This is a genomic window from Streptomyces sp. NPDC041713 (genome assembly GCF_055591085.1).
This window is the reverse complement of record NZ_JBVIZY010000001.1, coordinates 912,419-924,834: the sequence shown is the minus strand read 5'-3', so window position 1 is coordinate 924,834 and position 12,416 is coordinate 912,419. Positions and strand designations below refer to the sequence as shown.

Annotated in this window: 13 protein-coding genes; 8 read left to right on the top strand and 5 right to left on the bottom strand. The window is 74.1% G+C overall.

Going from position 1 to position 12,416, the window contains the following annotated elements; all coding sequences use genetic code 11:
- Positions 1–5: 5 nt before the first annotated feature.
- From ACZ6CV_RS04035 to ACZ6CV_RS04025, 3 genes are all read left to right on the top strand, one after another.
- Positions 6–899, top strand: coding sequence for a glycerophosphodiester phosphodiesterase (locus tag ACZ6CV_RS04035; RefSeq protein WP_469249440.1), 894 nt, complete (start codon positions 6–8; stop codon positions 897–899).
- A 96-nt stretch (positions 900–995) separates the two neighbouring features.
- Positions 996–1,550, top strand: coding sequence for a methylated-DNA--[protein]-cysteine S-methyltransferase (locus tag ACZ6CV_RS04030; protein ID WP_362376272.1), 555 nt, complete (start codon positions 996–998; stop codon positions 1,548–1,550).
- Positions 1,551–1,686: 136 nt separating this feature from the next.
- Positions 1,687–2,949 carry an MFS transporter gene (locus ACZ6CV_RS04025; protein WP_469249437.1) on the top strand — a complete coding sequence of 421 codons (1,263 nt, stop codon included), beginning with the start codon at positions 1,687–1,689 and terminating at the stop codon, positions 2,947–2,949.
- Between the two features lie 112 nt (positions 2,950–3,061).
- On the opposite strand, the gene ACZ6CV_RS04020 is transcribed toward ACZ6CV_RS04025, so the two are convergent.
- Entirely contained in the window at positions 3,062–3,427 is a 366-nt protein-coding gene (locus ACZ6CV_RS04020; protein WP_469249435.1) for a cupin domain-containing protein, read from the bottom strand.
- A 143-nt stretch (positions 3,428–3,570) separates the two neighbouring features.
- Here ACZ6CV_RS04020 and ACZ6CV_RS04015 point away from each other — a divergent pair, with 143 nt between their 5' ends.
- Together ACZ6CV_RS04015 and ACZ6CV_RS04010 are read left to right on the top strand one after the other, a co-directional pair.
- Complete coding sequence (locus tag ACZ6CV_RS04015; RefSeq protein ID WP_469249433.1) at positions 3,571–4,476, top strand: pseudouridine-5'-phosphate glycosidase; 906 nt, start codon at positions 3,571–3,573, stop codon at positions 4,474–4,476.
- A 92-nt stretch (positions 4,477–4,568) separates the two neighbouring features.
- Positions 4,569–5,522: a carbohydrate kinase family protein gene (locus tag ACZ6CV_RS04010; RefSeq protein WP_469249618.1), complete on the top strand. Its 954-nt coding sequence runs from the start codon at positions 4,569–4,571 to the stop codon at positions 5,520–5,522.
- A gap of 566 nt (positions 5,523–6,088) precedes the next feature.
- Here ACZ6CV_RS04010 and ACZ6CV_RS04005 read toward each other — a convergent pair.
- Complete coding sequence (locus ACZ6CV_RS04005; protein WP_469249431.1) at positions 6,089–6,937, bottom strand: methyltransferase domain-containing protein; 849 nt, start codon at positions 6,935–6,937, stop codon at positions 6,089–6,091.
- 244 nt (positions 6,938–7,181) lie between these two features.
- Here ACZ6CV_RS04005 and ACZ6CV_RS04000 point away from each other — a divergent pair, with 244 nt between their 5' ends.
- Positions 7,182–8,327: a magnesium and cobalt transport protein CorA gene (locus tag ACZ6CV_RS04000; protein WP_469249429.1), complete on the top strand. Its 1,146-nt coding sequence runs from the start codon at positions 7,182–7,184 to the stop codon at positions 8,325–8,327.
- Positions 8,328–8,367: 40 nt separating this feature from the next.
- On the opposite strand, the gene ACZ6CV_RS03995 is transcribed toward ACZ6CV_RS04000, so the two are convergent.
- Both ACZ6CV_RS03995 and ACZ6CV_RS03990 read right to left on the bottom strand, forming a co-directional pair.
- The gene (locus ACZ6CV_RS03995; RefSeq protein ID WP_355817857.1) at positions 8,368–8,787 is read right to left on the bottom strand and encodes a CBS domain-containing protein; all 420 of its coding nucleotides are present in this window, start codon (positions 8,785–8,787) and stop codon (positions 8,368–8,370) included.
- 194 nt (positions 8,788–8,981) lie between these two features.
- Positions 8,982–9,614, bottom strand: a complete 633-nt coding sequence (locus ACZ6CV_RS03990; RefSeq protein WP_469249427.1) for a nucleoside/nucleotide kinase family protein — start codon at positions 9,612–9,614, stop codon at positions 8,982–8,984.
- 202 nt (positions 9,615–9,816) lie between these two features.
- On the opposite strand from ACZ6CV_RS03990, the gene ACZ6CV_RS03985 reads away from it, so the two are divergent.
- Positions 9,817–10,296: an anthrone oxygenase family protein gene (locus ACZ6CV_RS03985; RefSeq protein ID WP_469249425.1), complete on the top strand. Its 480-nt coding sequence runs from the start codon at positions 9,817–9,819 to the stop codon at positions 10,294–10,296.
- 131 nt (positions 10,297–10,427) lie between these two features.
- Positions 10,428–11,918 (top strand): glutamate synthase subunit beta, encoded by a 1,491-nt coding sequence (locus ACZ6CV_RS03980; RefSeq protein WP_469249423.1) that lies wholly within the window; start codon positions 10,428–10,430, stop codon positions 11,916–11,918.
- Between the two features lie 88 nt (positions 11,919–12,006).
- Here ACZ6CV_RS03980 and ACZ6CV_RS03975 read toward each other — a convergent pair whose 3' ends face one another.
- On the bottom strand, positions 12,007–12,318 hold the full coding sequence (locus ACZ6CV_RS03975; RefSeq protein ID WP_469249421.1) for an EthD family reductase: 312 nt from the start codon (positions 12,316–12,318) through the stop codon (positions 12,007–12,009).
- Positions 12,319–12,416: the final 98 nt, after the last annotated feature.

Genomic DNA, 12,416 nt, shown 5'->3' with positions numbered 1-12,416 from the left:
TTCCCGTGTACGCACGCGCTGCCGTCACCGCCGCCGCCCTGCTCGGAGCCGGTGTGCTCACCCTGCCCACCGCCTCCGCCGCCCCGCAGGCCCCCTCGGCACCGAGCGCCCCCAAGCACCACAGCCCTGTCGTCGTCGCCCACCGCGGCGCCTCCGCCTACGCGCCCGAGAACACCCTCGCGGCGATAGACAAGGCCCGCGCCATGGGGTTCCGCTGGGTGGAGAACGACGTCCAGCGGACCAAGGACGGCGAACTGGTGATCGTGCACGACGACACCCTGAAGCGGACGACCAACGTCGAGGAGGTCTTCCCCGACCGGGCGCCGTGGAACGTCAAGGACTTCACCGCGGCGGAGATCGCCCGGCTCGACGCTGGCAGCTGGTTCAGCCCGAAGTACGCGGGGCAGCGGGTGCCGACCCTGAAGCAGTACATGCGGCGGGTGTCGCACAACCACCAGAGCCTGGTGTTCGAGTTCAAGAAGCCCGAGCTGTACCCCGGCATCGAGGAGCAGGGCCTGCGGGTGCTGCGCAAGGAGGGCTGGCTCGACCGCGGCCACGTCAAGAACAAGCTGGTCGTCCAGAGCTTCAGCGCGGACAGCGTGAAGAAGGTGCACGCGCTGCGGCCCGATGTGAAGACCGGCTTCCTCGGCACGCCCGCCGTCGCCGAACTTCCGCAGTACGCGAAGTTCGCCGACCAGATCAACGCGTCGCACACGACCATCTCGGCCGGTTACGTCTCGGCGCTGCACGCCGTGAAGGGCCCGCACCACAAGCCGCTGGAGATCTTCACCTGGACCGTCAACGACGCCGCGAGCACGGTGCGCGCGGCGGGCTTCGGCGTGGACGGCATCATCACCAACACCCCGGACGTGGTCCGCAAGGCGCTGCGCGACGGCTGACGGGCTGCGTTTGTCGGGCGACGGCCGCGTTGTCAGTGTCCGGGCGATTTCACTGGCCGGGCCGCGTTGTCAGTGGCCGGTCGTACGGTGGTCGGCATGAACGCCACTGCGCAGGACCCGCGGGCGGCCGTGTGGGCCGTCGTCGACAGCGACATCGGTCCCCTGCTGCTCGCCGCGACCGGCGAGGGCCTGGTCACCGTGGTCTTCCACGCCACCGACGCGGTGCGCGACAAGGCCCTGGACCGGCTCGGTTCCCGCCTGGGCACCGAGCCGGTCCACGCGCCGGACTCGCCCCTGCTCGCCGAGCCGGTGCGCCAGCTCACGGAGTACTTCGCGGGCCGGCGGCGCGACTTCGAGCTGCCGCTTGACTGGTCCCTGATATCCGGCTTCAACCGCCAGGTGCTGCGCGAGCTCGCCTCCGGCGTGCCGTACGGCACCGTCGTGGGCTACGGCGACCTGGCCCGCCGCGTCGGCCAGCCCGGCGCGGCCCAGGCCGTCGGCGTCGCGATGGGCGCCAACCCGCTGCCCGTGGTGGTGGCCTGTCACCGCGTGGTGGAGCGCGACGGCGGCATCGGCGGCTTCGGCGGCGGCCTGGAGACGAAGCGGCAGCTGCTCGCGCTGGAGGGGGTCCTGCCGCAGCCGCTGTTCTGAGTCACGCCGCCGGTCTGCATCACGCCACCGCCCGGTCTGCATCACGCCACCGCTCCGAGCCGTCCCGCCCGCGGTCTCGGGGACCGCTCGCGGCGACCGTGTTCCGCGCGCGGGGGCGCACTGGCACACTGCGTCAGTGACTTCGACCGTCGACGCCCCTGACATACCCACGCCGGAGGCGCTGCCCGCGCTGCGCCGCCGCACGAACGCGGTGTTGATCGCCGGGCAGATACTGGGCGGGCTCGGCGTGCCGATCGGCATCGCCCTGGCGCCGATGCTGGCGACCGACGTGAGCGGTACGGAGGCGCTGTCGGGCCTCGCTCCGACCGCATCCGTGGCGGGCACGGCCCTGCTCTCGCTGCCCCTCGCCGCGCTGATGAACGCGCGCGGGCGGCGCGCCGGGCTCGTCCTCGCGTACGTGATCGGCGCGGCGGGCGCGGGGCTCGTGGTCCTTGCCTCGGTGGTGGAGAGCTTCGCCCTGCTGCTGCTCGGCATGGCGGCCTTCGGGGCGGGGTCGCTGGCCACGCTGCAGGCGCGGTTCGCCGCGGCCGACCTCGTCGAGCCCGACCGGCGCGGCCGAGCGATCTCACACGTCATCTGGGCCACCACGATCGGCTCCGTCCTCGGCCCGAACATCGCCGCGCCCGCGAGCCGGGTCTTCTCCGGCACCTCCATCCCCGAGGAGGCGGGCCCCTTCCTCTTCGCCGCGGGGATCTTCGCGCTCGCCGCGCTGGTGGTGGCGGTGCTGTTGCGGCCCGACCCGCTGCTGACCGCCCGCGCGCTGGCCCCGCAGGACAGCGGGACCGCGCAGAGCCGCTCGCTGAAGGCCGGGATCGCCGCGGTCGCCGCGTCGCCGATGGCCCGGCTCGCCCTGGTGACGGTGGCCGCGTCGCACACGGTGATGGTCTCGATCATGGTGATGACCCCGGTCGACCTGGGCCACCACGGCGCGAGTCTGCAGCTGGTCGGCCTGGTCATCAGCGGTCACATCGCGGGCATGTACGCGTTCTCGCCGGTGATGGGGTGGCTCGCCGACCGATTCGGCCGGCTCTCCGTGATCGGCCTCGCGGTGGGGCTGCTCGGCTGTGCGGCGCTGCTGGCCGGGACGGCGGGGGCCAGCCACGGGCAGACGGCCGCGGGGCTCTTCGTCCTCGGTCTCGGCTGGTCCGCCGGTCTGGTGTCGGGCTCGGCGCTGCTCACCGATTCGGTGCCGCCGCCCGCGCGGGCGGCCGTGCAGGGGCTGTCGGACCTGACCATGAACGCGGCGGCGGGCATCGGCGGCGCCGCCGCGGGTCTGATCGTGGCGCGGGCGAGCTACGGCTGGCTCAACCTCGTCGGCGTCTGCGTCCTGCTGCCGATGGCCGCGCTCGCGGTCCGCAGGGCCGTCAAGAAGGCCTGACGGCACGGGTGCCGGGGGTGGGTGGCGTACGGTCGGCCGGCCGTTCGGCCGTTCGGCCGCTCGGTCGCTCGGTCGCTCGGTCGCTCGGTCGCTCGGTCGCTCGGTCGCTCGGTCAAGGGAGCGTGATGTGGTACGCCTTGCGCAGCGTCTCGTGGACGGTCCAGGTGGTGCGGTCGCCCTCGCGCAGCACCGCGGCGTCGCCCGGCCCGATCTCCAGAGTGTCGCCGCCCTCGACCGCGACGGTGGCGCGCCCGCTGACCACCACGAACAGCTCGTTGGCCTCGGTGTCGGTGACCACGCCCGGGGTGATCTGCCAGATGCCGCGCAGTTGCTTGCCGTCGGCGGACTCCCAGAGCACCTTGCCGGTCACCACCGGGTCGCCGGAGACGATCTGCTCCGGATCGAGCGGTTCGACCTCCAGGTCAACATCCGGAATATGCACGGCAAAAGACGGAACGGTCTGATCATTCGTGGTCATGGCCGGTCACCCTAGCCGGGGCTCCGCAGCCGCCCGGCCGCGGGGGTTTGCCGGGGCGTGCGGCCCGCCAGGGATGAGAGGGACCGGAGACGACAGAGCGACAGACCGTCCGTCCGACGTACCGACCGACTGGAGGCAGGCCCATGCTGGTGGTGTCCGACGAGGTGAGGACGGCGGTCGCGGATCTGCGCCCCGTGGTGGCCCTGGAGTCGACGATCATCGCGCACGGCCTTCCGCGCCCGCGCAATCTGCGGGTGGCTCAGGAGCTCGAAGCGGTCGTACGGGAGGAGGGCGCCGTCCCCGCGACCATCGCGGTCCTCGACGGTGTCCCCCATGTCGGCCTCGACAAGGACCAGTTGGAGCGGGTCGCGAACGAGGACGGCATCCGCAAGCTGGGCCACCGCGATCTGCCGCTCGCCGTCGCGACGGGTGCGAGCGGGGCGACGACGGTCTCGGCGACGGCGCTGCTCGCGGCCCGCGCAGGTGTGCGGGTGTTCGCCACGGGCGGGCTCGGCGGTGTGCACCGGCAGTGGACGCAGACCCAGGACGAGTCGGCCGACCTGGGGTTGCTCGCCCGTACCAGGATCACGGTCGTGTGCGCGGGCGTGAAGTCCATCCTGGACGTGGCGGCGACGCTGGAGCGGCTCGAGACGCTCGGCGTCGCGGTGGCCGGCTTCGGGACCGACCGCTTCCCGGGCTTCTACCTCGCCGACTCCGGCCACCCGGTGGAGTGGACGCTGCGGACGCCCGCGGAGGCGGCGGAGGTGATGCGGGCGCAGGACGCGCTCGGCGGCCCGGACGCGGCGCTGATCGTGGCCAACCCGGTCCCCCAGGAGCGGCAGCTGGATCCCGTCCTGCACGCGCGCGTGCTCGACGAAGCGCTGCGGGAGTGCGAGGAGCGGGGCATCACGGGGCAGGCCATCACGCCGTTCCTGCTGGAGCAGCTGGTGCGGCGCACCGGGGGCGCGTCCCTGGAGGCCAACCTCGCAGCGGTCCGCGGCAACGCGCACCTCGCGGGGCGGATCGCGGCCGCGTGGGCGGGGCGGTGACGGCGGCGCGGGGCGGGGTGGTGACGGGGGCACGGGAGGGGGTGGTGACGGCGGCGCGGGAGGGGGCGGTGACCGGAGCGCGGGAAGAGGCGGTGACCGCGGCGCAGGACGAGGCGGTGACCGCGGCGCAGGGCCGGGCGTTGCTCGTCGCCGGGGACGTCGTCACGGACATCGTGGCCCGGCACCGTACGGCGCTCGCGTCCGGCACCGACACGGCCGCCGCCATCCGTACGGTGCCGGGCGGCGCGGGCGCCAACGTGGCCTGCTGGGCGGCGCACGGGGGCGGGGCGGCCTGGCCGGGCGCCGCGGAGGTGCGGCTCCTCGGCCGGGTGGGCGCCGACGCCGCGGCGTGGCACGAGGCAGCGCTCACGCGCGCGGGGGTACGTCCCCACCTTGTCGTGGATGCCGAGGCGCCGACGGGGACGGTGATCTGTCTGGTGGACGGCGGCGCCGGAGCGGAGCGAACGTTCCTCACGGACAGCGGTGCGGCGCTGCGCCTCTCTCCCGCCGACTGGTCGCCCGAGCTGCTCGACGGCGTGGCCCTGCTGCACCTGTCCGGCTACCTGTTCTTCGCGGAACCGAGCCGGGCGGCGGCCCGCGCGGCGTTGGCGTCCGCCCGCGCGCGTGGGGTGCCGGTCAGCGTGGACCCCGCGTCGACGGGGTTCCTCGCGGAGACGGGCGCGGAGCGGTTCCTCTCCGCGGTGGACGGAGCGGCGACCCTGCTGCCGAGCCGGGACGAGGCGGAGCTGCTGTCCGGCCTGTCCGACCCGGCCGACGCGGCGTCGAAGCTGAGTCACCGCTTCCCCTCGGTGGTGGTCAAGCTGGGCGCGGAGGGCGCGCTGGTGGCGCGGGGCGGCGAGGTGCTCGGCCGGGTCCCCGCGGGGCCCGCGCGGGTGCGCGACTCGACGGGGGCGGGCGACGCGTTCACCGGGGCGTTCCTCGCGGCCCGCCTGGCCGGCGCGGGGCTCCGCGAGGCGGCGGTGGCGGGGTGCGGGGCGGGCGCGCAAGCGGTGAGCCACATCGGCGGCAGGCCACCGGTCCCATGAGACCGCGACCACCCCAACGACCACCCGGCCCGCCCGAACCAGTGGACCCGCCCGATCCGCCCGGTCCGTGGACCCGGCCGACCCGGTGGACCCGGCCGACGCAGTGGACCCGCCCGACCCGACTGCCCTGCCCGACCCAGTGGATCCGCCCGACCCGGTAAACATGGCCGACCTACCCGACCCGGCCAACCGTGCCCGACCCGGTGGACCCTCCCGACCTGGCTGCCCCGCCCGAACCGGTGGCCCTGGCCGCCCGGGCCACCCCGGCCGTCCCGCCCGAACCGCCCGAACCGCTCGAACCGCCCGACCCAGTGGACCCGCCGACCCGGCTGCCCCGCCCGAACCGGTGGACCAGTGGACCCGCCCGGCCCGGCCGACCCGCCCCACCCGACCAACCCCGCCGACCCGATGGACCTGCCCAATCCGCCCGACCCGGTGGACCAGTGGACCCGCCCGACCCGGCGGACCCGGCCGACCCGGTGGACCTGGAGGACCCGCCCCCCCGGTGGACCCAACCAACCCACCCGCCCGGCGGACCGGCCCACACCCGCTACCCCCCTACCCCGCTACCCCTTCCTCCCCCACGTCGAGATCAGCGCCGGTGCCGCCAGGTCCACCGTGCCGGTCGCGAGGTTCGCCACGTGTTGGTCGATCTCCTCCGGCGTGGCGAGCCCCGCCGCGGTCAGGTCCGGGCGGAGGTCCTGGAGCGTCGCCGTCTCCAGGGCCACGCACGCCGGTGAGGAAAGGGGGAAGTACACGTCGGACTCCACCCGGCGCAGCCCCGCTTCCCGCAGCAGCCTGGGCACACCGCGCCCGTACGCGATGTCGGCGCCGCGTCGCGCGAGCAGCGTGCGCGTCTGGTGCCGCAGCCGGTTCGCCAACTCCTCGGCGGGGCCCTGCTCGTCGGGGCAGGCCAGTGTCTGGAGCGCCAGGTCGGGCTCCTCGATCAGCAGTCTGCCGCCGGGCCGCAGCGCCCTGAGCATCGACGTCAGCGCGCGTTCGCGGTCGGACACGTCGGCCAGGACGAGCCGCGCGTGCACCAGGTCGAAGCCGCCGCCGGGCGGCTCGTCGGCGGCGACGTCGTGGATCCGTACCTCCAGCGGCGAGCGCGCCGCCCGGGTCTGCCAGGACGTGTCGACGTCGGTCGCCAGGACCCGGCCCGTGGGGCCGACCCGCCGGGCGAGCCAGGTGATGACGGACGTGCCGCCCGCCCCGACCTCCCAGCACCGCCAGCCGGGGCCGATGCCGAGACGCTCGATGTGCCCGAACGTCGTGGGGTCGAAGAGGGCGGCGAAGGCGTCGGAGCGCGACCGTGCCGTGGACTGCCGGGAGTCGGAGAGCTGCCGGTGGTCGGAGAGCTGGCGGGGACCGGCGTACCGCCGGGGGTCGAGGAGATGACCGTCGATTTGCGTCATGTCGCGATCATCCCCGGTTGTCCCGCTCCCTCCCGGGAGGCAGAACCGGGCAATCCGGAACGGAGTCCTCCGTTCCCACAGGCCTTGGCGGCGGGCCGGAACGTCCTGGCAGACTGGCACGCCACGTCGCCACCCACGCAACGCCGTACCGCACCACCGCACCACACGCAGCACCGCACCACACGCAACACCGCACCACACGCAGCGCCGTACCGCACGCAGTCGTTCACCGCGAGGAGCCCACATGTCGATGGCAGGCAATCTGCGCAAGGTCGGGAGCCTGCGCGCGGTCGGCGGCCTGCGCGGGGTCGGCGGCCTCAAGAAGGTCGCGCGGCTGGCCCGACGCGGCAGCCGGGTCGACCTGAGCCACCCGGCCCGCTCCCCGCTGGGCTCGTCGGTGGTCAACTGCGTGACGTACCGGGCGGGGGTGCGGCAGGAGCCGGGCCGCGACCTGGTCGAGGCGGTGGAGGGGGTCCGCAGGAGCCGCGACGGCTTCGTCTGGCTGGGGCTGCACGAGCCCACGGAGGAGGAGTTCGCCGACATCGCCGACCTCTTCGGTCTGCACCCGCTCGCCGTGGAGGACGCGGTCCACGCCCACCAGCGCCCGAAGGTGGAGCGGTACGACCAGTCGCTGTTCGCCGTCTTCAAGACCGTCTGCTACGTGGAACACACCGAACTGACCGCGACCAGCGAGGTGGTGGACACCGGCGAGATCATGGTCTTCGTCGGCCGGGAGTTCGTCATCACCGTCCGGCACGGCCGGCACGGCTCGCTGGGGCCGCTGCGCGAGGAGCTGGAGGCCACCCCGGAGCAGCTCGCCCAGGGCCCCGCCGCGGTGCTGCACGCCATCGCGGACCAGGTCGTCGACGACTACCTCGCGGCCACCGACGCCGTGCAGTCGGACATCGACCAGGTCGAGACGGACGTGTTCGCCCCGGACGGCGCGCGCACCGACCCGGGCCGCATCTACCAGCTCAAGCGCGAACTGCTGGAGCTGAAGCGGGCGGTGGTGCCGCTCGGCCGCCCGCTCCACGTGCTCGCCACCCAGCCGATGCGGCCCGTCGCCCCGCAGATACAGGCGTACTTCCGGGACGTCGACGACCACCTGAAGCGGGCCACCGAACAGATCGCCGCCTTCGACGAGTTGCTGAACTCGATCCTCCAGGCGCACCTCGCGCAGGTCACCGTCGCGCAGAACGAGGACATGCGGAAGATCACCGCCTGGGCGGCGGTCGTCGCGGTGCCGACGATGGTCTGCGGCATGTACGGCATGAACTTCGACCACATGCCCGAACTGCACTGGCGGTACGGCTACGAGATCGTCATGACCCTGATCGGGGCGGCCTGTTTCGCGCTCTACCGCGGGTTCCGGCGCAACGGCTGGCTATGAGCGGGCGGCCGGCCCCGGGGCCACCGGCCGCGGCCGGACCTCAGCCCTTCGCGTACACGCTCTCGACCCAGCTCGCGAGCTGGTCGTCGGTGAGGTGGGTGGCCAGGTCGGCCTCGCTGATCATGCCGACGAGCCGCTTGTTCTCGATCACCGGGAGCCGGCGGATCTGGTGGCCCTGCATCTCGCGCAGGACCTCGTCGACGTCGGCGTCCGCGGCGATCCAGCGCGGCGTGCCCCGGGCCATCTCGCCCGCGGTGATCCGGGCCGGGTCGTGCCCCATGGCCACACAGCCGACGACGATGTCGCGGTCGGTGAGGATGCCGCAGAGGCGTTCGTTCTCGTCGCTGATGGGCAGCGCGCCCACGTCGAGTTCGCGCATCAGCTGGGCGGCGCGGTCCAAGGTCTCGTGCTTCGGGATCCACTGGGCACCCCGGTGCATGATGTCTCCGGCGGTGGTCATCACTGCCTCCCGTGGCCGGGCGGTGTCCGGAGCGGCACGGAGGCGCCGCTGGTGGTCCCGGCGCCCTTCATTCTCGCGGCGCCCGGGGCGGCACGCATCCGCAGTGATCGGTACGCGCCCGGTGTGCTCGGCACGTGTTCGCGCTCGGCACGTATCCGCGCCCGGCATGTGTCCGGTGCCGGTGGCCGCCCGGGTCAGCCGCTCCACGCCGGGTGACGCGGGTCGTCCGCCCGTACCACCACATCGGCCACGGCCGACGGATCCACCTCGTCCTCGTACCGTTCGAAGGCCGGCAGGGTCCACCGCTCGGCCTCCGGGGTGCGCCGCCGCAGGGCGCCCGGCGACAGCCGCACGTGGACGGTCAGGTCGAACGGGAACCAGTGGCCGAGCAGCAGCGGGCCGTACAGCAACAGCGCCCCGCCGGGCGGCAGCCGCGCGTACGGACTGCGGGTCGCGCGGTCGGCCACCGGGTCCCACAGGTCGGGCAGGATCCGCCCGGTGCCGCCGGGGTCGAGCGGGCCGAGGACCTCGCGCCACAGCGCGCCCGTGTCGAACCACCCGCTGTAGTACGCCTCCACGTCCTGGTGCCCGTACTCGAACCGCAGCGACGCGGGCCGCAGGAAGCCCTCCGTGGGGACCACGAGCGCGTCGCGCCCGCGCAGCCGCAGCGCGTCGGCCACCCCGCGCGCCAGATCGCCGGTGCCGCCGGCCGGCGCCCCGTCGAACGCCACCCTCGGCCAGGCGCCGCCGTCGGCCGGCTTCAGGTCGAGCAGGCGGTCGGCGAGGGTGTCGGACAGTCGTTCCCACGTGATCGGTTCGAGGCGCACGGGCCCATGATGCCGGGTGGCGGGCGCGGCCGGAGACGTCGGCGTATGGGGTCGCGAGCGTCGCGTATGGCCGTGGCGGACCGGTGGGAATTGACTTGTGGTGACGCCGGGCCGCGCCGCATGATCGCTCCCCGGCCCGCCGCGCCGTACCCGTCTCCGCCCCAGGACGGGCCCAAACCGCCCCAGCCCCACGGGAGTTGCCATGATCGACGGTCCGTACTTCGTGCTCACCGTGCTCGGGGCGCTCGCCTGCGGGCTCGCCGCCGGCGTGTTCGTCGCGTTCTCCACGTTCGTGATGAGGGGGCTTGCCGCGCTGCCGCCGGCCCAGGGCATCGCCGCGATGAACCGGATCAACGTCGCGGCGGTCACCCCGGCGTTCATGGCCGTCTTCCTGGGGGCGACGGGTCTCTGTGCGGTGCTCGCCGTGGTGACGTTCGTGCTCTGGCCGGACGACGGCAGGGTCGAGCTGCTGCTCGGCAGCGCGCTGTATCTCCTCGGCGCGTTCGGGGTGACCGTCGTGGCGAACATCCCGCGCAACGACGCCCTCGCGAAGGTGGACGCGGAGAGCGCGGAGGGCGCGGCGTACTGGCGTGCGTACGTCCGCGAGTGGACCGCGTGGAACCACCTCCGCGGGGCCGCGGCGCTCGCCGCGACGGCGTGCTTCATCCTCGGGCTGACCTGAGCGCGGGCCCGACCCGGGGCGCCCGCGCCACAGCGCGTGCCGAGTGCCGTGACCCGTCGTACGGTGGCAGAAAGCCCGCGCGGACGGGGACGGCAGTGCCGTCTGCGCACGGTCGCAAGGGAGACGGCGCCATGGCCGACCCCAAGGGCTTTCTCACCACCCCCCGCGAGGAACGGCCGCGCCGCTCCGTCGAGGAGCGGGTCCGGGACTGGGGCGAGGTGTACGTCCCCGGCGCGCTGCTGCCGATCGTCGAGCGGCAGGCGGACCGCTGCATGGACTGCGGCGTCCCCTTCTGCCACCAGGCGTGCCCGCTCGGCAATCTGATCCCCGAGTGGAACGACCTGGTCTCGCGCGCCGACTGGCACGCGGCGGCGGACCGGCTGCACGCCACGAACAACTTCCCCGAGTTCACCGGCCGGCTCTGCCCGGCGCCGTGCGAGGCGGGCTGCGTCCTCGCGATCAACCAGCCCGCGGTGACCATCAAGAACGTCGAGGTGGCGATCGCCGACCGCATCTGGGCGGACGGCCTCGCCCCGCCGCGGGCCCCGGAGCGCCACTCCGGCAGGACCGTCGCCGTCGTGGGGTCGGGGCCCGCGGGGCTCGCCGCCGCGCAGCAGTTGACGCGGGCCGGGCACACCGTCGCCGTGTACGAGCGGGACGACCTGCCCGGCGGGCTGCTGCGGTACGGGATCCCCGCGTTCAAGATGGAGAAGCACCATCTGGAGCGCAGGATCGAGCAGTTGACCGCGGAGGGGGTGCGCTTTCGGACGTCGACGGAGGTGGGCCGGGACGTGGCCGCCGCCGAGCTGCGGAGCCGGCACGACGCGGTGGTGCTCGCCGTGGGTGCCACGGCGTGGCGGGAGTTGGACGCACCGGGGCGCGAACTGGACGGCGTCGAGCAGGCCATGGCGTATCTGCCGCTCGCCAACCGCGTGTGCCAGGGGGACCTGAGTGCTTCGCCGCTGAGCGCCGCGGGCCGGCACGTCGCCATCGTGGGCGGCGGCGACACCGGGGCCGACTGTCTGGGCACGGCGGTACGGGAAGGGGCCGCGTCCGTCACCCAGTTGGACATCTACGCACGCCCCGGCGACGCGCGCGACGAGAGTGCGGAACCCTGGCCGACGTACCCGAGGATCTACCGGCTCTCCGCGGCGCACGAGGAGGCCGGCCGGCTGCGGGCCGCGCCCGTCGCGGACGCCGACGCGCGGCTGTTCGCCGCGTCCACGCTCCGGTTCAGCGGTGACGCGGCGGGGCGGGTGCGGGCCCTGCACCTGACGGAGGTCGACGCGGACCGGCGTCCGGTGCCGGGCACGGAACGGGTACTTCCGGTCGACCTGGTCCTGCTCGCGCTCGGCTTCTCCGGACCCGACCGCACCGCGGGCGGACTGCTCGAACAGCTGGGCGCGGAGCTGGACGGGCGCGGGGTGCTCGCCCGCGACGCGCACTTCGCGACCAACGTCCCCGGCGTCTTCGCGGCGGGCGACGCGGCACGCGGCGCCTCGCTCGTCGTCTGGGCCATCGCGGAGGGCCGCGCGGTAGCGGCGGCGGTGGACCGCTGGCTGACGGGCACCACGGAGCTGCCGAGCCCGATCACGCCGTACGACCGGCCGATGACGGTGTGAGCCGCTCGTGTACGACCGCCCGATGACGGCCTGAGCCGCTCGCCGTCCGGCGACCGATGGCCGTGGAAGACCCGGCGCCACGCCCGCCTCAGCCGGTGGCGTCCCGCACCGGATAGTCGATGACGACCACACCGCCGGTGGCGTAGTTGGCGACATCGGCGGCCAGCCGCCGGCCTTGCGGCGACGACCGCGCCGCGGACAGGGCGGCGGCGTCGGCGAAGTCGCCCTCGAACACCGCGAAGTACGGCGCTTCTCCTTCGACTGCCGCCACATCGAAGCTGTAGCGCCACGCCAGCAGACCGGGCCAATTCCGCACCAGGGCAAGGTGTTTGGTCACGTAGTACTCACGGAAGTGATCAGGATCGGCGGGCTCGGGATACAGGACCAGCAGCTTATGCATGACGCCCTCCGTCCAGGTCAGGGCCGATGGGACGGGTGCGTGCGATGTTCGGGATCGCGGTCGGTTGATTCCTCATATGCGCAGGCTAGGGCCCGACT